At 65.0% G+C, this 17,718-nt stretch carries 16 protein-coding genes and 1 pseudogene; 11 read left to right on the forward strand and 6 right to left on the reverse strand.

Going from position 1 to position 17,718, the window contains the following annotated elements:
• Positions 1-20: 20 nt before the first annotated feature.
• Positions 21-1,046: a porin gene (locus CD932_RS27045; RefSeq protein WP_176461154.1), complete on the reverse strand. Its 1,026-nt coding sequence runs from the start codon at positions 1,044-1,046 to the stop codon at positions 21-23.
• A 123-nt stretch (positions 1,047-1,169) separates the two neighbouring features.
• Positions 1,170-1,976 carry an IclR family transcriptional regulator gene (locus CD932_RS27050; protein ID WP_094445982.1) on the reverse strand — a complete coding sequence of 269 codons (807 nt, stop codon included), beginning with the start codon at positions 1,974-1,976 and terminating at the stop codon, positions 1,170-1,172.
• A 264-nt stretch (positions 1,977-2,240) separates the two neighbouring features.
• On the opposite strand from CD932_RS27050, the gene CD932_RS27055 reads away from it, so the two are divergent.
• The 7 genes from CD932_RS27055 (at position 2,241) to CD932_RS27085 (ending at position 11,257) form a co-directional block, all read left to right on the forward strand.
• On the forward strand, positions 2,241-3,035 hold the full coding sequence (locus CD932_RS27055; protein ID WP_094445983.1) for an enoyl-CoA hydratase/isomerase family protein: 795 nt from the start codon (positions 2,241-2,243) through the stop codon (positions 3,033-3,035).
• Between the two features lie 60 nt (positions 3,036-3,095).
• Entirely contained in the window at positions 3,096-5,183 is a 2,088-nt protein-coding gene (locus tag CD932_RS27060; RefSeq protein WP_094445984.1) for an acetate--CoA ligase family protein, read from the forward strand.
• A gap of 11 nt (positions 5,184-5,194) precedes the next feature.
• Positions 5,195-7,252, forward strand: a complete 2,058-nt coding sequence (locus tag CD932_RS27065; RefSeq protein ID WP_369679854.1) for a 3-hydroxyacyl-CoA dehydrogenase NAD-binding domain-containing protein — start codon at positions 5,195-5,197, stop codon at positions 7,250-7,252.
• 2 nt (positions 7,253-7,254) lie between these two features.
• The gene (locus tag CD932_RS27070) at positions 7,255-8,583 is read left to right on the forward strand and encodes an MmgE/PrpD family protein (protein WP_094445986.1); all 1,329 of its coding nucleotides are present in this window, start codon (positions 7,255-7,257) and stop codon (positions 8,581-8,583) included.
• Positions 8,584-8,653: 70 nt separating this feature from the next.
• Positions 8,654-9,457, forward strand: coding sequence for a substrate-binding domain-containing protein (locus tag CD932_RS27075; RefSeq protein WP_094445987.1), 804 nt, complete (start codon positions 8,654-8,656; stop codon positions 9,455-9,457).
• Positions 9,458-9,703: 246 nt separating this feature from the next.
• A complete protein-coding gene (locus tag CD932_RS27080; RefSeq protein WP_094445988.1) occupies positions 9,704-10,375 on the forward strand; it encodes an ADP-ribosylglycohydrolase family protein in 672 nt (223 codons plus the stop codon).
• A 141-nt stretch (positions 10,376-10,516) separates the two neighbouring features.
• Entirely contained in the window at positions 10,517-11,257 is a 741-nt protein-coding gene (locus CD932_RS27085) for a hypothetical protein (RefSeq protein WP_094445989.1), read from the forward strand.
• A 10-nt stretch (positions 11,258-11,267) separates the two neighbouring features.
• On the opposite strand, the gene CD932_RS27090 is transcribed toward CD932_RS27085, so the two are convergent.
• Both CD932_RS27090 and CD932_RS27095 read right to left on the reverse strand, forming a co-directional pair.
• Positions 11,268-11,669 carry an ACT domain-containing protein gene (locus CD932_RS27090; RefSeq protein WP_094445990.1) on the reverse strand — a complete coding sequence of 134 codons (402 nt, stop codon included), beginning with the start codon at positions 11,667-11,669 and terminating at the stop codon, positions 11,268-11,270.
• A gap of 8 nt (positions 11,670-11,677) precedes the next feature.
• On the reverse strand, positions 11,678-12,289 hold the full coding sequence (locus CD932_RS27095) for a LysE/ArgO family amino acid transporter (protein WP_094445991.1): 612 nt from the start codon (positions 12,287-12,289) through the stop codon (positions 11,678-11,680).
• A 101-nt stretch (positions 12,290-12,390) separates the two neighbouring features.
• Here CD932_RS27095 and CD932_RS27100 point away from each other — a divergent pair, with 101 nt between their 5' ends.
• From CD932_RS27100 to CD932_RS27115, 4 genes and pseudogenes are all read left to right on the forward strand, one after another.
• Complete coding sequence (locus tag CD932_RS27100) at positions 12,391-13,302, forward strand: LysR family transcriptional regulator ArgP (RefSeq protein WP_094445992.1); 912 nt, start codon at positions 12,391-12,393, stop codon at positions 13,300-13,302.
• Between the two features lie 30 nt (positions 13,303-13,332).
• Complete coding sequence (locus CD932_RS27105) at positions 13,333-14,097, forward strand: YEATS-associated helix-containing protein (RefSeq protein WP_094445993.1); 765 nt, start codon at positions 13,333-13,335, stop codon at positions 14,095-14,097.
• Between the two features lie 71 nt (positions 14,098-14,168).
• A pseudogene (locus CD932_RS27110) lies at positions 14,169-15,322 on the forward strand (IS3 family transposase); the annotation flags it as partial.
• A gap of 385 nt (positions 15,323-15,707) precedes the next feature.
• The gene (locus CD932_RS27115) at positions 15,708-15,908 is read left to right on the forward strand and encodes a DUF3079 domain-containing protein (protein ID WP_094445994.1); all 201 of its coding nucleotides are present in this window, start codon (positions 15,708-15,710) and stop codon (positions 15,906-15,908) included.
• 46 nt (positions 15,909-15,954) lie between these two features.
• Here the strand turns inward: CD932_RS27115 and CD932_RS27120 are convergent, their stop codons facing one another.
• On the reverse strand, positions 15,955-16,428 hold the full coding sequence (locus tag CD932_RS27120; RefSeq protein ID WP_094445995.1) for a GNAT family N-acetyltransferase: 474 nt from the start codon (positions 16,426-16,428) through the stop codon (positions 15,955-15,957).
• 108 nt (positions 16,429-16,536) lie between these two features.
• Positions 16,537-17,508 carry a ribonuclease Z gene (locus tag CD932_RS27125; RefSeq protein WP_094445996.1) on the reverse strand — a complete coding sequence of 324 codons (972 nt, stop codon included), beginning with the start codon at positions 17,506-17,508 and terminating at the stop codon, positions 16,537-16,539.
• Positions 17,509-17,718: the final 210 nt, after the last annotated feature.

Genomic DNA, 17,718 nt, shown 5'->3' on the forward strand with positions numbered 1-17,718 from the left:
GGGAGGGGACGGCGGCGCGCTCAGAAGCGATGGCTGATGCCGGTTTCGGCGCCGCGCGAGCGCCCGCCCGCGCCCAGTCCCTGGGCGGTGGCGACGGCGAACCTGGCGTTGCCCTGGTTGCGCAGGTCGACGTAGGTGGCGTACAGCGTGGTGCGGCGCGATACATCGACGGTGTAGCCCACGGCCAGTTGGGTGGCGTCGTCGGCGCCAACCGGCACGCCGGCCAGCGTTCCTGTCGAGCCGATCCAGGTGTAGTTGGCGCGCAGTTTGCCTACCGGCAGCGGCACGACCGCGCCGATCTGGGTCACCAGTCGCGCCGCGCCCAGGTATTCGTTGCGCACCGTCGAGGCGATCAGGGTGGCCATCGGCAAGCTGTACGAGGCCGACAGCGAGGTGCGCCGCAGCATGCCGGCGATGCCGTCGAAATTGCCGATCGCGGCGCTCAGGTTGAGCTGCTGGTCGGCATAGCCGATACGCGTGCCGCGATACTTTTGCGCCGGCTTGCCCTCGCCGGCGGCGACCGCGACATTGGCGTAAAAACCGCCCAGGGTGTCGGGCGTGAAATAGCTGACGATATTGTCGGCGCGCGCCCACAGGCCGGTCGCCTCGATGCCGCTGCCGAACGCGGTCGAGTAGAATTTCCCCTGGTCGGCCAGGCCGCTGACGCCGAACACGTCGAATTCGCCGAACGCGGTGTAGCTGGGCGTCAGATCGTGTCCCACGCGCAGTTCGCCGAACTTCCCGCCCAGGCTGACGGTCGAGCGGCGGTTCCACAGGCGCGCGCTGTTGCCGGTGCCATTGTTGTAGTTGACGGTGCCCTCCATCCATGCGCCTGCGTAGAGGCCGTCGCCCAACGCTTCCGTGGCGCGCACGCCGATCCGGCTCGCCGCATAGCCGCCGCTGCCGATGGTCCAGGTTCGGGCGCCGTCGTTGTCGAACACGCGCATGGCCGCGTCGGCCACGCCGAAGACGTTGACGCTCGATTGCGCCGTGGCCTGGCCGCAGGCGAGCGCCGCAGCGGCAATCAGAAAGGGGGACAACTTCATGCCATTTTCCTCGGGTAATGTGGTGGAGATCCCGATTATTGTGGCAGTGTCAATTGATTGGCAATGATGTAATTCCATGCAGTGGAATTGGGCGCCATGGCGGCGCTGGCGCTGGCGCTGGCACTAGCGGTGCCAGGCAGCCTGGATCGCGTCGCGCAGCGCGAGCAGGGGGCCGCGCAGCTCGTCGACCACCGAGTCGAACGGTTCGGCCGTGGTCACGCTCATGTTCAGGATGTGGATGGCGCAGTGGGGCATGGCGATCGGCGTCGCCAGGGCGACCACCTCGGGCTGCCAGGCGGCCGCGCAGTAGCCATGGCGCTGCACGCTGTCGATCGCCGCGAAGATCTCTCCTTCCATCGTCTCGCGGTCCTGCGCCGGCGACTTGGCCGAACCGCGCGCCTTGAGCCGCGCCAGAAAACGTTCGCGCGCCGGCACCGGCGCCACCGCCAGATAGGCTCTTCCCAGCGACGTCAGTTCGATCGGGATGCGCTGGCCCGAGACGATGGTGCGCAGCACCACCTTGCGGTTGTAGCGTATCGATTCGAGATACACCATCTCGTCGCCGTCCGCAATGGCCAGGCCGACGTTGACCCGGAACTTTTCCGAGGCCTCGCGCATCAGCGGTTTGGCCACCTGCAGCGCCTGATTGCTCAAGCGCATCGCCAGCGCCAGACTCAGTACCGCGACGCCGAGCCGGTAGCCGCGTCGCTGCGGATCGTATTCCAGCATGCCCTCGTGCACCAGCGTCTGCGTCAGGCGGCTCACGGTCGAGCGCGCCAGGCCGGTCTTGTCGGCGATATCGCCGTTCCCCATCACGTCCGATCCCGGGCGGAAGGCTTTGAGGATCGCCAGGCCCCGTTCGAGCGAGCGATTCTGCGATGGCCGCTCCTGTCGCGTGACCGCGTTGGCGGGCGTGGAAAGCTGTTTCATGGTGTGCTCCTGTTTGACCGGCCGATGCGATGGTGAGGAATTTCCCGGCCTGTTGTTGTTTGTTCTGACCCATGGTAGCGCATGAACGAGTGAGAAAGCAATTCCATTAGATGGAATCTGGCTGATGCGCTCGCAAGAGAATTCACTACACTGTATCCATCACCGCACGCGCCGTTCCCCGATGACCGGCGCGCATGAAGAGAGCCGGAATCGGCCCGCCAGGAGATATCACGTGCCCCAATTATTTAATCGAAGGAACATCCAATGACTGCTCTCACCCTGATCGACCTGCGGGTCGACGCCGGCATCGCGACCATTTATTTCAACCGCCCGGAAAAGCGCAACGCCATGAGCGACGCCATGCGCAGCGAGTTCATTGCCGCGCTGGAAACAGTTGCCGCCGACAAGGCCATCAAGGCGCTGGTCATCACCGGCAACGGCAAGGGCTTCTGCGCCGGCGGCGACATCTCCGGCATGGAGCAACGCATGCAGGCGCCGGCCGGCGATATCGCCTACAACGGCTGGCACCGCCAGCAGCGCGTGCACCACACGCAAGGCCTGCTGTTTACCATGCCCAAGCCGGTGATTGCCGCCGTCAACGGCGCCGCCTCGGGCCTCGGCGCCGACACCGCGCTGGCGTGCGACTTCATCGTCGCCGCCGACGACGCCAGCTTCACCTGGTCGTATATCAACCGCGGCATCATCCCCGATGGCGGCGGCATGTATTTCCTGCCGCGCCGCATCGGCCTGTCGAAAGCCAAGGACCTGATTTTCTCGGGCCGCAAGGTCGCCGCGCCCGAAGCGCTGCAACTGGGCATCGCCGACCGCCTGGTGCCCGCCGATCAACTGGTGGCGTCCGCGCAAGCCTGGGCGGCGGAACTGGGCAAGGGATCGGGCACCGCGCTGGCGCTCGGTAAAACCATCCTCAACCAGAGCTTCGAGCTGTCGGCCACGCAGGTGTTTGCGATGGGTAGCCAGGCGCAAGGCATCTGCTACACCAGCACCGAACACCGCGCATCGGTGATGGCCTTCCTGGCCAAGGCCGCCGAGAAAAAATAAGCGAAAACAGGCAAGCGCGCACCGCGCGCAGCCTTTCAAAGATCAACGACGAGACCAGACATGAACGCCATTTCCCTTCTTTTCAAACCGCGCAGCGTCGCCATCATCGGCGCCTCCGGCGACGCCAGCAAGACCGCCGGACGTCCCATCGCCTACCTGCGCAAGCACGGCTACGCGGGCGAAATCTATCCCGTCAACCCGCGCGTCGACACCATTGACGGCCTGCGCTGCTACCCCGACATCGCCTCTCTGCCGGCCGCGCCAGACGTCGCCATGGTCTGCGTCGGCGCCGAGCGCGCCATCGGCGCGGTGCGCGAACTGGCCGCCAGGGGCTGCGCCGCCGCCATCGTGCTGGCCAGCGGCTTCGGCGAGACCGGCGAGGCGGGCCTGCGCCGCCAGCAGGAACTGATCGAAGCGGCGGGCAGCATGCGCCTGCTCGGACCGAACACCATCGGCCTGGTCAACCTGACCGACGACATTCCGCTGTCGGCCAGCGGCGCGCTGGAAATGGATCGCTTCCCGGTTGGTGCGGTGGGACTGGTGTCGCAAAGCGGCGGCATCCTCGGCGCGCTGATGTCGCGCGCGGCCGCGCGCGGCATCGGCATGTCCAAGCTGGTCTCGACCAGCAACGAGGTCGACCTGGAACTGGCCGACTTCATCGACTACCTGGTCGACGACGAGGCCACCCGCGTCATCGCGCTGTATGTCGAAACCGTGCGCAACCCCGAGAAATTCCGCGCCGCCTGCCTGCGCGCCGCGCAAGCGGGCAAGCCGGTGGTGGCGTTCAAGATCGGCCGCTCCGAAGCCGGCGCCCGCGCCGCCGTGTCGCATACCGGCGCCATGGCCGGCGCCGACCGCATGTACGACGCCCTGTTCAGGCAGGTCGGCGTGATCCGCGCGCAGACCTTCGCCGACTTCCTCGACATTCCTGCCGCGCTGACCAACGGCCGCGTCTTGCGCGGCAAGCGCGTCGCCATTCTTACTTCCACCGGCGGCGCCGGCACCCTGATTTCCGATGCGCTGGGCGTGACCGGCTTCGACGCGCCGGCGCCCGACGAAGCCACCGCCGCACGCCTGCGCGCGCTGCAGACGGGCGAGGAGGCGGCGCTGGACCGCAATCCGATCGATGTCACGCTGGCCGGCCTCAAGCCGGACCTGCTGCGCGGCGCCATCAACGCCTTGCTCGACAGCCCGACCTACGACGCGCTGATCATCATCGTCGGCTCGTCGGCGCTGGCCATGCCGGAACTGATGGCCGGTGCGATCCAGGACTGCCTGGCCAACAGCGACAAGCCGATCCTGGCCTACGTCAGCCCGCACGCGCCCGAGCTGATGGCGCTGTTCAACCAGCGCGGCGTGCCGGCCTATACCGCGCCGGAGAGTTGCGCCGCCGCGCTGGGCGCGATGCTGCAACTGGCGCGCGCGCCGGCGCAGATCGACAGCGGCGAGCCGTGCAGCCCGGTCGCCATCGACGACTTTGGCTCCGGTTCGCTCGACGAGGCACAGGCCAAGGCCCTGTTTGCCCGCTTCGGCGTGCCGTCGGTGCGCGAACAGATTGTCACCACGCCGGCCGAGGCGCAGGCCGCCGCCGCCACGTTCGGCGACAAGGTGGTGCTCAAGATCCTGTCGTCCGAGATCACCCATAAAAGCGATGTCGGCGGCGTGGCCGTGGCCGTGCCGGTGGCGCAGGTCGGCGAACGCCTGGCCCTGATGATCGAGGACGTGACGGCCAGGGCCGGCGTCACGCCGAGCCGCTTCCTGGTGCAGGAGATGGTGTCGGGCGGCGCCGAATTCATCCTCGGCGTGCACCGCGACGCGCTGGGTACTGCCGTGCTGCTGGGCATGGGCGGCGTGATGGCCGAGCTGTTCAAGGACACCACCATGCGCCTGCTGCCGCCGTCCGGCGGCTTGAGCCGCGCGGACGCGCTGGAGATGGCGCGCGAACTGAAAACCTGGCCGCTGCTCGACGGCTTCCGCGGCCGCCCGAAGGCCGATGTCAATGCGCTGGTGGACGCCATCGTCGCGTTCTCGCGCATGGCCTCGCAACTCGGTGAACGCCTGGTGGAAGCGGAAATCAACCCGGTCTTCGTGCTCGAGGTCGGCCGTGGCGTGCGCGCCGCCGACGGCGTGCTGGTGCTGGGCGCGTGATGGGAGCCCCATTGAGCACAGCACAGGTTCGGCTCGAGCGCGATGGCGATATCGCTGTCATCGTGATCGACAACCCGCCGATCAATGCCGGCTCGGCCGCCGTGCGCGCGGGCCTGCTGGCCGCCATCGACACCGTGGCACACGATGGCACCCTGCGGGCGGCGGTGATCATCGGCGCCGGCACCACCTTTATCGCCGGCTCCGACCTGAAGGAATTCGGCCAGCCCTTGCAGGACCCGCAACTGCCGGCCATCATCAAAGCCATTGAGGGTTGCGGCAAACCGGTGGTGGCGGCGCTGCATGGCGCCGCGCTAGGCGGCGGCTACGAGCTGGCGCTGGGCTGCGACTACCGTATCGCCGCGCCGGGCACGGTGGTGGGGCTGCCGGAAGTGACTCTGGGCATCATCCCCGGCGCCGGCGGCACCCAGCGCCTGCCGCGCCTGGTCGGCCTGCCCAAGGCCATCGACCTTGTTTGCAGCGGTGAGCGGGTGGCGGCAAGCGAAGCGCTGGCGCTGGGCATGCTCGACGCCATCGCCGCCGGCGACCTGCGCCAGGAGGCGCTCGCCTGCGCGCGCCGGCTGATCGGCACCAGGTCGCTGCTGCGCGAGCGCACCGCACCGGCATGCACCGCCGAAGAGCTGGCCGCAGCCTCGGCAGCCGCCTTGCGCGCCGGCCGCGAGCGTCCCGCCGTGCGGGCCGCGATCGAGGCCGTCGGCCAGGCGGCGCTGGCGGACATGGAGCCAGGCCTCGCCGCCGAGCGCGCCATGTTCCAGCAATTGCGCCTGTCGGTCGAGGCGCGGGCGCTGCGCCACCTGTTCTTTGCCGAACGGGCCTCGGCCAGGCATCCGGCGCTGGCCGGCGTGGCGCCGCGCCCGGTCGAGCTGATCGCGGTGCTGGGCGCCGGCACCATGGGCGCCGGCATCGCGATTGCCGCGCTCGATGCCGGCTACCGGGTGTTGCTGGTCGAGCAGGACCCGGCCGCGCTCGAACGCGGCGGCAACAATATCGCCGACCTGTACGCCGACCGCCTCAAGCGTGGCCGCTTGAGCGCCGAAGCCGCCGCCCAGCGGCTGGGCAGCCTGGAGCGCAGCCTCGACTGGAGTCGCCTGGCCGAGGCCGACCTGGTGATCGAAGCCGTGTTCGAGGACCTGGCCGTCAAGCAGCAGGTGTTTGCGCGCCTGGACGCCGTCATGCGCCCCGGCGCCATCCTGGCAAGCAATACCTCCTACCTCGACCTCGACGCGATTGCCGGCGCCACCTCGCGCCCGGGCGATGTGCTAGGGCTGCATTTCTTCAGCCCCGCCAACGTCATGCGCCTGCTGGAGGTAGTGCGCGGCGCGGCCACCGCGCCCGAGGTGCTGGCCACCGGCCTGGCCGTCGGCCGGCGCCTGCGCAAGCTGCCCATCCTGACCGGCAACGCCTTCGGCTTTATCGGCAACCGCGTGTACGCCGCCTACCGGCGCCAGTGCGAATTTTTGATCGAGGAGGGCGCATATCCGGAACAGGTGGACGCCGCGCTCGAAGCCTTCGGCTTTGCCATGGGGCCGTTCGCGGTGGCCGACATGTCCGGCCTCGACATTGCCTGGCGCATGCGCCAGAGCCAGGCCGCCACGCGCGATCCGCGCGCCCGCTATGTCGACATTGCCGACCGCCTGTGCGAAGCCGGACGCCTGGGACGCAAGACCGGCGCCGGCTACTATCGCTACCAGGCCGGCGCCAGGGGCGGCCAGCCCGATCCCCTGGTGCGCGAGGTGATCGAGCAGTCGCGCGCCGCCAACGGCATCGCCGCCCGGCCGCTCGACGATGCCGAAATCGTGCGCCGCGCGCTGCTGGCCATGGTCAACGAAGCGGCGCTGCTGCTGGCCGAAGGCGTGGCCGGCCACGCGGCCGATGTCGACCTGGTGCTGATCAACGGCTACGGCTTTCCGCGCTGGGAGGGCGGCCCGGTGTTCTGGGCGCGCGAACGCGGCCGCGCGGCGCTGGAGCACGATCTCGACTGGCTGGCGGCAGTGAGCGCAGCCGGCTTCGTGCGCGGCGACGCCGCCTGCCTGCTGGCGAAGGAGGACTGAGCATGCATGCAACCGAGGTATTGGCGCGCTTCGGCGCCGCCTTCCACGCGCGCAGCGTGGCGCCGGAGGTGATCCATGCCGCCAAGCGGGCGGTGGTCGACTGGTACGCGTCGGTGTTTCCCGGCTACGCAACGCCGCCGGTGCAGCTGTTGATGGCCACCCTGGCCGACGACCTCGATCGGGGCAAGTGCCGGCTGGCCACTAGCCAGGCGGCCACGCCGCGCACGGCGGCGCTGATCAACGGCGCGGCGGCGCACGCCGCCGAGGTCGATGACAGTTTTCGCGGCGCCATGTACCACCCGGGCGCGGCGACCATCGCCGCCGCCCTCGCTGCAGGGCAGGAGGTCGGCGCCGATGGCGCCGAGTTCCTGCGCGCGGTGGTGGTCGGTTACGAGATCTCGACCCGCATCGGCGTGGTGCTGGGACGCTCGCACTACCGCTACTGGCACAACACGGGCACCGTCGGCGTGTTCGGCGCGGCCGCTGCCGCAGCGTACCTGTACCGGCTCGACGCCACTGCCTTTGCCCATGCGCTGGCGACGGCGGCGACGTTTTCCGCCGGACTGCAGCAGGCTTTTCGCATGGATTCGATGTCCAAGCCGCTGCATCCGGGGCGGGCCGCAGAAGGCGGCCTGCTGGCCGCCGCTCTTGCGGCCAGGGGCGCGACCGGCTCGCTGGACGTGCTCGACGGTGAAAACGGCCTGGGACGCGCCATGAGCGACGGCCCGAACTGGTCGCGCATCGGCGCCACCCTGGGCACGGTGTTTCATATCGAGGGACTGACGTTCAAGAACCATATCGGCTGCGGCCACGTGTTTCCATCCATCGACGGCGTGCTGGCGCTGAGGGAACAATACGGTTTGCGGCCGGACGACATCGAAAGCGTGAGCGTGGGCACCTACCAGGCCGCCCTCGATATCGCTTGTTACGGCGTACCGGCCAGCGCCAACGAGGCGCGCTTCAGCATGCCCTTCATGCTGGCCACGGCGCTGGTGCACGGCAGCGTGCGCATGCGCGCCTACGAGGCCGCAGGGCTGGCCGACCCCGGCGTGCATGCGCTGATGCCGCGCATCGCCACGGCGGTCGATGCGGAGCTCGACGCGCGCTTTCCGGCGCAGCGCGCAGCGCGCATCGAGATCGTGTGCCGCGACGGCCTGCGCCTGGCGCACTTCCAGCCCAACCGCAAGGGCGACCCCGAAGATCCGCTCGACGACGCCGACCTCGGCGACAAGCTGCTCGAGCTGGCGACGCCGGTGATCGGCGGCGCGCGCGCGGCAGCGCTGCTGGCGCGCTTGTGGCAGGCCGACAGCGCTGGTGCGCTCGACTGGTAGCAACTCGCGGCAACACCGTCCCGCGCGCCGCGTGGGACGTATTTCAATATAAAAACTCAGGAGATCAACCATGCTGTCCCGCAAACTCAACAAAATCGTGCTCGCCGTGTGCGGCGCGTGCGCCTTCGCCAGCGCCAGCGCGGCCCGCGCCGACGAACTCAAGGTGCTGACCACCGGCATCATGAAAGGCTCGTTTGCGCACATCGCCGCGCAATTCGAACGCGAAACCGGCCACACGCTGAGCATGTCCTGGGGCCCGTCGTCGGGCAATTCGCCGGAGGCCAGCCAGGTGCGCATCAAGAGCGGCGAGCAGGTTGACGTGCTGATCATGGTCGACAAGGGGATGGACGAGCTGGTACGCGGCGGCTATTTCGTGCCCCTGAACCGCCGCGACGTGGCCATCTCGAAGATCGGCGTGGCCGTCAAGACGGGCCACCCGCTGCCCGATATCAGCAGCGTCGACGCCGTGCGCAAAACCATGCTCGCGGCCAGCTCGATCGCCTATTCGGAAGGCGCCAGCGGCAGCTATATTGCCAACGTCATGCTCAAGAAGCTGGGCATCGCCGACCAGGTCGCGTCCAAAAGCAAGGTCATCCTTGGCAGGAAATTCGTCGGCGAGGCGCTCGCCAGCGGCGAGGCCGAACTGGGTCTGCAGCAGCTCAGCGAGCTGCGCCTGGAACCCGGGGTGAGCGTGGTCGGGCCGCTGCCCGACGAACTGCAAAAGGCCAGCCTGGTCACCGCCGCCGTGTCGTCGAAGGCCAAAAACATCCCGGCGGCGCAGCAGTTCGTCGCTTTCCTGGCCACCCCCTACGCCACCGACGCGATCCGCAACAGCGGCCTGGAACTGCCTGCGCACAACCCGGCCATAAAGTAGCCAGAGCGCTGCGGCGATTGCGGCCGCGCCGGTGCAAGCCGGTAGCAAGCCGGTAGCCAGCAGGTAGCCAGCAGCTGAGGCGCATGCCAATGCCGGACCGCGTCCTCATGGCACCCGCCAGGCCACAGCCTGGCGGCCAGGAGTCATTCCTGAATCCGGCCGCGACAGGTGCCAAACACAAGCGTGCATGCCCTCCCCCGGAAGTCTCCTTATATTCATGCTTTCGCCAGCATACGACACTTCAACATGCCCACTTTGCAATCGCGCTACCTCGCCACCCTCCTGGGCCTGGCCACCGGTGAGGCCATCGGCATGACAGTGCGCGCCGCGCTCGACAGGTTCGCCGACGCGGGTAATCCCTACAGTGGCGACACGTCCCCGCGCACGGCCGGCAACGGTTCGCTGATGCGCCTGGCGCCCGTGGTGCTGTTCGCCTGTCCCGATGTCAAAGAAGCGATCCAGCTGGCCGCCGACAGTTCCCGTACCACGCACGGCGCACCGGAAGCGCTTGAAAGCTGCCAGTTATTCGCAGCTCTGCTGTGCGGCGCGCTGGCGGGAACCAGGAAAGAAGACCTGCTGGCCAGCATCACGTTCCGGCCAACGGAGCCGAAGCTGAGCGAACTGGCTGGCGGCAGCTTTGTCGCCAAGCCGGAACAGGACATTCGCGGCACCGGCTACTGCGTCGATTCGCTGGAAGCATCGCTGTGGTGCTTTTTCAATACCGACAGTTTTGAAGCGGCCGTGCTGCGCGCCGCCAATCTGGGCGACGACGCTGATACCACGGCCGCGATCACCGGCCAGATCGCCGGCGCCTGGTATGGTGTGGAAGCGATTCCGCAAGCCTGGCTGGAGCCATTGGCGATGCGCGGCGATATCGAGCAAATGGCGGTCAAATTGCTGGAGCGGCAGAGAGCGTAGCTGGCGCTGCCATATGTTAAGATCGCCGCTTGGCAATTGCCGTGGACGCAGCGTCATGCCAGAAATTTCAATTGGCTCTGCTTCGCCCATCCGCATGGCTGTCGCGCAGCCACCGCGCGAGTAACCTCACCGGCACGGCCCATGAAATCGATTTTATTTTGCACCAGTTATATCAGGAACGAGCAGCAGTGGCAGCAGCGCTATCAGCGCTGGCTCAATTATTACCAGGATGGGCCGATCGAGGCGGTCAGGAAGATCATGATCGACGACGGCTCGCCATGGTTGCCGACGCCCGACATCATCAAGACGGTTCCCTCGACGGCGTCGCTGTCGCTGTTCAATGACGACAAGGTGATCGTGCGCTTTGCTGATAACCTGGGGCGGCAAAGCGTGTCGGCCTATCCTGGCTGGTGGCGCAGTTTTTTGCATGGCGTGACCCTGGCCAGGGAACTGGGCGTCGACAAGATCGTTCATATCGAATCGGACGCGTATATCTTGAGCCAGCACCTGGCCGATTTCATCAACGGCATCGAGTCCGGCTGGCATGTGCTGTGGTGCCAGCGTTATCGGTTTCCCGAAACGGCGATCCAGGTCATTTGCGGCGATCAGTTCGAGCTCTTCGAACAATTCAAGGCGTGCCAGCCCGATTTGAATGACGGTGACCTGGCGGAAAACCTGCTGCCATTTACGGCGGTCCACCGCCAGTTCAAGGGCGAGCGCTATAGCGAAGTGCAAAAGAACCGCGGTTTTTTGCGCTCGAAGAAATTCGATTTTATCCCGTTTCTCCAGCGGCCGTTCTTCCGTGAATCGATTCCGGACGACGCCGATTTCGTTACGCAAGCCGTGATTTCCCAGCAATTCGCCTTCCGCAAGAACAGCTGATCAGCTGATCTCAGCTGATCAGGACGTGTCCCGCCTCCTTCAGCAAACCCACGGCCGCTGGCAGGTCGCAGGTCTTGAGCAGCAGATGGTCGCCATCGTAGGTGGAAACGACAAACACGCCCAGGCCGCCTTGCGACAGTGGCCGCACCACCGACAACACGATGCCGGTGGCGCCAAAGGCAAATGGCCCCACGAAGCGCCAGCAAGTCCACTCCTTTTCCGATACCGTGCCAGCTGGCACGCGCGCGGCCATGCACACGATCGACAACTCATGTGGCGAGCGGCTGATGCTGACAAAGCCGTCGCCATCGGCCCAGGCCGGAATCGCCGCATTGGCGTCGAGGCGGCTGACCGCATACTCGCCGCCGGCCTGTTCCAAAGTAATGCTGTGTATCTCTGTCGGGACGTTCATTTTTTTCCTTAGTGTATGAAAAGTGAGGCGGCAATCGCCCACATGGTCAGTGCGACCAGGCCGTCGAGCACGCGCCAGGCGCGCGGATTGGCGAACACGGGTGCCAGCAGGCGGGCGCCAGCCGCCAGTGCGCCGAACCATAATGCCGAGGCGGTCATGGCGCCTGCCGAGAACCAGGCGCGGCCGTGTTCCGGTTGCTGCGCGCCTATGGCGCCCAGCAACACCACGGTGTCGAGCCAGGCATGGGGATTGAGCAAGCTGAGCGCGATCGCCGCGCGCAGGGCCGGGCCTGCTTCGCTGACGGCGCCGCTGGCCGCTTGCAGCGCGCCGCCTTGCCCGCGCCAGGCGGCCCAGGCCGCGCGGCGGCCGTATTCGAGCAAAAACAGCGCGCCGGCGATGCGGATCGCGCCCAGCAGCCACGGCGTGGATGCCACCAGGCGCCCGACGCTGCCGGCTCCCAGGCCGATCAGCAAGATATCGCCGGCGATGCAGGCGGCCGCGCACAGCAGCACGTGCTGGCGTTGTATACCCTGCCGCAATAAAAACGCATTCTGCGCGCCGATGGCGATGATCAGTCCGCCGCCCATGGCCATGCCCTTGAAAAAACTGCTGCTCAACATTGATGTTTCCCACGTAAAAGATGGCAGCATAAAAGATGGCAGCGTATTAGTATAATGAATATTATTCGTCATTCATTCGAAAAATTCATGAGGTGGGAACAATGAGCGTGCTCGATTACCGGGGCCTGGCAGCCCTCGATGCGGTGGTGGAACAGGGCAGTTTCGAGCGTGCCGCGGCCGCCTTGTCGATCACCCAGTCGGCCGTATCGCACCGGCTGCGCGCGCTGGAGGAGGCAACTGGCGAACTGCTGGTGATCCGCAGCCAGCCGCCACAGGCGACCGCGCGCGGCCACCGCCTGATCGCCCATTACCGGCAAGTATTGTTGCTGGAAGCGGGCTTGCAGGCGCAAGCGCCCGAGCCGATGGCGCTGCCGCGACTGGCGATTGCCGCCAATGCCGACAGCGCCGCCACCTGGCTGCTCGACGCGCTGGCGTCCGTGCTGGCGGAACCGGCTTGCAGGGTCGAAGTAGTGCTGGACGACCAGGACCAGACCCTGCGCCAGCTGCGCGAGGGCAGGGTGGTCGGCTGCATCACCAGTTCGCCCGATGCCGTGGCCGGCACGTCGGTGGTGGCGCTGGGCACCATGTCGTACCGCTGTGTGGCCACGCCGGCCTTTGCGCGGCGCTGGTTTCCCGATGGCTTGAACCCGCAGTCCGTCGCTATCGCGCCGGCCGTGATCTACAACCGCAGCGACAGCCTGCATGCGCGCTATCTGGCGCAGATGGGCCTGGATCACAAGGTGCCACACAGCTACTTTCCCAGCGCCGAAGGCTTTGTGGCGTTTATCCAGGCGGGGTTCGGCTACGGCATGGCGCCCGAGATCCAGGTGCGCGAAGAACTCGCTGACGGCAGGCTGATCGATCTGGCGCCGGGCACGCAAGTGGACGTGGCCCTGTACTGGCACCGCTGGAATATCCAGACGGCGCTGACCAGGACGCTCAACGACGCCATCGTGGCGACGGCCGGAAAATGGCTGGCGGCAGCAGCGCAGTCCCAGGGAACTTCCTGCTGAGTCGGTGTCTAATCATTATTCTCGGTTTGCATGTGGCGCGGCTTCAATGTTATCGGGGGCAATATGGTCTGTCTGCTTTGGGGCATTGGCATCGTCATGTTTGTCGCCGGAATGCTTGGTGGCATCGTAAATTATTTTCTTTCCGAGCCGGCAGAAGAAAGACCCATGCCATGGTGGAAGCACGCAACCATAGGTGTCGCTGCCGCCTTCATGGTTCCGTTGTTCTTGAATATGATTTCCGGAGATCTGATCGATAAAATATGCGGCACGACAGATTCTTTGCCTGACTACTCCAAGATTTTTGTTTTGGCAGGTTTTTGCCTTGCAGCATCTGTCTCTTCCAGGGCTTTTATAGGATCAATGTCGAATCGCTTGCTTCAGGCCGTGAAATCGGCCAACGAAAAATCAAGTGATGCGAAAGAATTGGCCGAAGAAGCAAAAGTAGAAGCAGTGAATGCAGCAGCCCGAGCGGCTGAAGCGAAGGCAGTCGTCGATCCGCTTATCGAAGAAGACGAAAAACAGATCGAGACTGGTCATCTGATGATGCCAGCATCCATGATGGAATATGCCCCTACCAAAGACGAGCTTGATGTATTGAAAGCGATGATAGAAAGCCGTTTTACCATGAGGTCCCTAAGTGGTATTTCAAAAGATAGTGGTGTACCCAAGGAGCGGGTAAATAGTGCCATCTCTACCTTGCTACAAAGCGAACTGATCGGACAGACGATGAGTAACGGCCAACCACGTTGGTATCCAACACCAAAAGGTAGAGCCGCGCTCGTGGGAGCCGTCTGATGCTCAGTATAGTGGACCCACGATTTGAGACAGCAGTTTAAGCTATGGTCCTCACAGGAGGATGGCGGCGAATGGCGGAGATAAAGAAGCGGAAAGTGCACAGCGCGGAGTTCAAGGGAAAGGTCGGTCTTGAGGCCGTGCGTGGTATCAAAACGGTGAACGAGATCGCGCAGCATCACGGTGTCCATCCTGTGATGGTCAGCCAGTGGAAGAAGGAGATCCTTGCCCGAGCTGGGACCCTGTTCGAAGGTAAGCGGGGACCGAAAGTGGAGGCGGCACACGAGGACGAAGACCGGCTGTACGGCGAAATTGGTCGCCTTAAGATGGAGTTAGATTGGCTTAAAAAAAAGTCAGGCCTGTAAGCGGCGCGGTGCGGTTGGAATGGATCGTCGCCGGCGAGATATCGCTGTCGCGACAATGCGAGTTGGCGGGTGTCTCGAGGGCGACCGTGTACCGGCCACGGGAGGCGGCGCGTCCTGATGACGATGAGCTGACCTTGTGTGCGCTGATCGATGAAGAATTCACGCGGCATCCGTTCTACGGGAGCCGGCGGATGGTGGTGATTCTGACGCGGCAAGGTTGGATGGTTAACCGCAAGCATGTGCCGCGATTGATGCGCATGCTCGGGCTGGCGGGGATGGCGCCGGGGCCGGGCACGGCAGTTCAACATCCAGGGCACAAGGTGTATCCGTATCTACTGCGTGGCGTGGCCATCGTGCGGCCAAACCATGTCTGGAGTACAGACATCACGTATATCAGGCTGGCACGCGGCTTTGCGTACCTGGTCGCGATCATCGACTGGTACTCGCGGCGCGTGCTGACCTGGCGCATCAGCAACAGCATGGACGCGTCATTTTGCGTGGACTGTCTGGAGGAGGCATTGATCGATCACGGCAAGCCTGAGATCTTCAACACCGACCAGGGCAGTCAGTTCACGAGCGTGGCCTTCACAGGGGTCCTGAAGCGTGCAGGAGTTGACATCAGCATGGACGGGCGGGGCCGTGCATTGGACAACATCTTCGTGGAGCGCCTGTGGCGCAACGTCAAGTACGAGGACGTGTACTTGAACGGCTACGCCACGATGGGCGACCTGCATGCAGGATTGACGCGGTACTTCGCCTTTTACAATGGCGAGCGGCCGCACCAGGCGTTGAACTATCAGACGCCGGATGTAGTGTACAAAAGTGGCGAAGGCGGTGGTGCCTTGATCCTCGATAAATACGGCAGCGTGCCTGCGCTGGAATCACCTGAGACAAAACCAGGGCACGATGCAAGCAGTGCTGGGGAGCATGGGGCTCCGCCCCAAACCCCGCCCTGCCGGGAGCCGACCGAGATGACTCCCATGCTCACGGGTGGGTAAAATTAAGCAAGACAGGGCAGCGCTGATCTGCTGCATGCAGGATCAAGACCATAGCTTAAATTCAGGCAAAAACTGTCTTGACGGATGGGTCCACTTTACAGTCCACTAACGCGATATGCATTATTTTGTTGGCGTAGTCCATGAAATTACTCATCCTTGACCTCGGGCAAGTCGACGTTCCAATTTCAATTGCATCGCCCACGTCGCAAGCCTAGAGTGAACGGTGTCGCCTCCAGCCCGGTGCCCTATCATGGCCAAGCCCTTTCCCGTCAACCCCAAAAACCCCGAACGCATCTGCTGGGGCTGCGATAAATATTGCTCACCGGACGCCATGGCCTGCGGCAATGGCTCTGAGCGTACCCAGCATCCGATTGAACTTTTCGGCGAGGGTTGGAATGAGTGGGGGTTGAGCGCGCCGGAGCAGCAGGACAAAGCCAACAAAATGCCGTAGGCAAAGGCAGCTCAGGAAATCCCGGGACGCGCAATGCGCGGCCTGACTACTGCTTGCTGAAGGCAAACTCCAATACTTCATCGCCATGGGCGTCCGTCTCGCCGGTCGCTGTCCAGCCCAGGTGGCGGTAAAAACCGTGCGAGCGCGACGCAGGGTCGCTGGAACAGCCGAGGAACAAGCGCTCATGTCCGTGCGCGCGCAGGTCCTGCATCACCAGGTTCAGCAAGGTCTTGCCGGCGCCCCTGTTTTCCACTGCCGGCAGCAAGGCCAGCACAATGATTTCACCCGTTTCGCGGTCGCCGAAACAATAGCCGGCCAGCACCCCATCAGTGTGGCAGGTGTAACCAGGCAGATTGCCTGATCGCATCATTTCGGCCCAGGACTCGGCTGTGATGCCGAACTCGGCCAGGCGCTCCGCTGACACCGCGTTTTGCCGGGTCTGGCCGCGCAGGGTGATAAAGGCGGCCGCGTCTTGCGCCAGGGCCGCTTGAAAGGTCAGAGTGGGGAAGGATGTCGTCATAAGGTCTCTTGCATGTAATGCGTGCAACTTTACCCGGCTTCAACAGAACACTCAAGCCTTGCGCCTGCGTCTGAATATGCCGGCCTGTACGGCAGCGATCCGTACTGATCAGTCGGGTTTGCGGCCATCCACCTGGCTCAGCACGCCTGCGGCATCAAGTGCATAACTGTCGAAATCGTTCGCCAGGTACAAGCTGCCCGCATAGTGCCGGCGCGCTTCCGCCTCCAGCTCGGCCATGCCGTCGCGGTGGTGGTAGCGTGCGCTGAAGTGCGTCAGAATCAAATTCGGCATGCCGCAGCGCTCGGCAAACTGCGCCACTCTTTGCACCGAACTGTGGGTCGGCCCCGGCCCGGCCTTGATCAGCATCGCTTCCGTGTAGGTCGCCTCATGCACCAGCAGTTGCGCACCCTGGCAGGCCTGCTCGAGCAGGCCTGGCGTGTCGTTGTCGCCGCCGACCACGATGGCGGCCTGGTTTGTCTTCGTGAGGCGAAAGTCGGCGCTGCGCAGCTGGCGGCCGTCGTCCAGCACCACATCGTGCCCCGCCTGCAACTGTCCCCACACGGGGCCGGACGGCACGCCGTGCGCCAGCAGGGCCGCCTTGTCCAGTGTTGACTTATGCGTTTCCAGCGCGAAGCGAAAACCCACGCTGGCGGCGCGGTGCGACAGCGGGTGCCGAGTAATCGTCAAGCCCGCCTCGCTGTGCACGACCTGCGCGCTATTGACGTCGACATGGATCAGCGGGTAAGTCAGAAACAGTTCCGTATGCAGCAAGGTGGCGTCGAGCCAGGCGCGGATGGCCGGCGGCGCGATGATGGTCAGGGGCCGCTTGCGCCCCGTCATCGAGGCGCTGGCCAGCAGGCCCGGCAAGCCATAGCTGTGGTCGCCATGTACATGGGTGATGCAGATGCCGGCCAGGTCGTGCACGGACAAAGCGATGCGCTGCAGGCGGTGCTGGGTGGCTTCGCCGCAGTCGACCATCCACCAGTCGCGCCCCAGGGCGGTTTGCACGGCCAGCGCAGTGACGTTGCGGTAGCGGGTGGGCACGCCGGACGAGGTGCCGAGAAAAGTCAGTTTGAACATGCTGCGATTATGCTTGACGGCGGGCCACTTGTGTGTAATTACAACGAAACGTAACGGTGCGTGCAATCCGCGAGTCGAAATGTACAATGAATAAAAACCAGGCAGACGGCGTACGAGCGCCGCTTTTGATGTTTAATCATATCCCCCCAAGGAGTACACCATGAGCACCCCCACCAAGAAAATCCTCACCGTGCTGGCGTTGACCGCCCT

This window comes from Janthinobacterium sp. PC23-8, assembly GCF_002250505.1.
In the GTDB taxonomy this organism is placed as follows: domain Bacteria; phylum Pseudomonadota; class Gammaproteobacteria; order Burkholderiales; family Burkholderiaceae_D; genus Janthinobacterium.

What these genes read in the sequence shown, in the direction of transcription:
- CD932_RS27045 (WP_176461154.1), bottom strand. Translation starts at nt 1,046, where the DNA reads ATGAAGTTGTCCCCCTTTCTGATTGCCGCTGCGGCGCTCGCCTGCGGC.
- CD932_RS27050 (WP_094445982.1), bottom strand. Translation starts at nt 1,976, where the DNA reads ATGAAACAGCTTTCCACGCCCGCCAACGCGGTCACGCGACAGGAGCGG.
- CD932_RS27055 (WP_094445983.1), top strand. Translation starts at nt 2,241, where the DNA reads ATGACTGCTCTCACCCTGATCGACCTGCGGGTCGACGCCGGCATCGCG.
- CD932_RS27060 (WP_094445984.1), top strand. Translation starts at nt 3,096, where the DNA reads ATGAACGCCATTTCCCTTCTTTTCAAACCGCGCAGCGTCGCCATCATC.
- CD932_RS27070 (WP_094445986.1), top strand. Translation starts at nt 7,255, where the DNA reads ATGCATGCAACCGAGGTATTGGCGCGCTTCGGCGCCGCCTTCCACGCG.
- CD932_RS27075 (WP_094445987.1), top strand. Translation starts at nt 8,654, where the DNA reads ATGCTGTCCCGCAAACTCAACAAAATCGTGCTCGCCGTGTGCGGCGCG.
- CD932_RS27080 (WP_094445988.1), top strand. Translation starts at nt 9,704, where the DNA reads ATGCCCACTTTGCAATCGCGCTACCTCGCCACCCTCCTGGGCCTGGCC.
- CD932_RS27085 (WP_094445989.1), top strand. Translation starts at nt 10,517, where the DNA reads ATGAAATCGATTTTATTTTGCACCAGTTATATCAGGAACGAGCAGCAG.
- CD932_RS27090 (WP_094445990.1), bottom strand. Translation starts at nt 11,669, where the DNA reads ATGAACGTCCCGACAGAGATACACAGCATTACTTTGGAACAGGCCGGC.
- CD932_RS27095 (WP_094445991.1), bottom strand. Translation starts at nt 12,289, where the DNA reads ATGTTGAGCAGCAGTTTTTTCAAGGGCATGGCCATGGGCGGCGGACTG.
- CD932_RS27100 (WP_094445992.1), top strand. Translation starts at nt 12,391, where the DNA reads ATGAGCGTGCTCGATTACCGGGGCCTGGCAGCCCTCGATGCGGTGGTG.
- CD932_RS27105 (WP_094445993.1), top strand. Translation starts at nt 13,333, where the DNA reads ATGTGGCGCGGCTTCAATGTTATCGGGGGCAATATGGTCTGTCTGCTT.
- CD932_RS27115 (WP_094445994.1), top strand. Translation starts at nt 15,708, where the DNA reads ATGGCCAAGCCCTTTCCCGTCAACCCCAAAAACCCCGAACGCATCTGC.
- CD932_RS27120 (WP_094445995.1), bottom strand. Translation starts at nt 16,428, where the DNA reads ATGACGACATCCTTCCCCACTCTGACCTTTCAAGCGGCCCTGGCGCAA.
- CD932_RS27125 (WP_094445996.1), bottom strand. Translation starts at nt 17,508, where the DNA reads ATGTTCAAACTGACTTTTCTCGGCACCTCGTCCGGCGTGCCCACCCGC.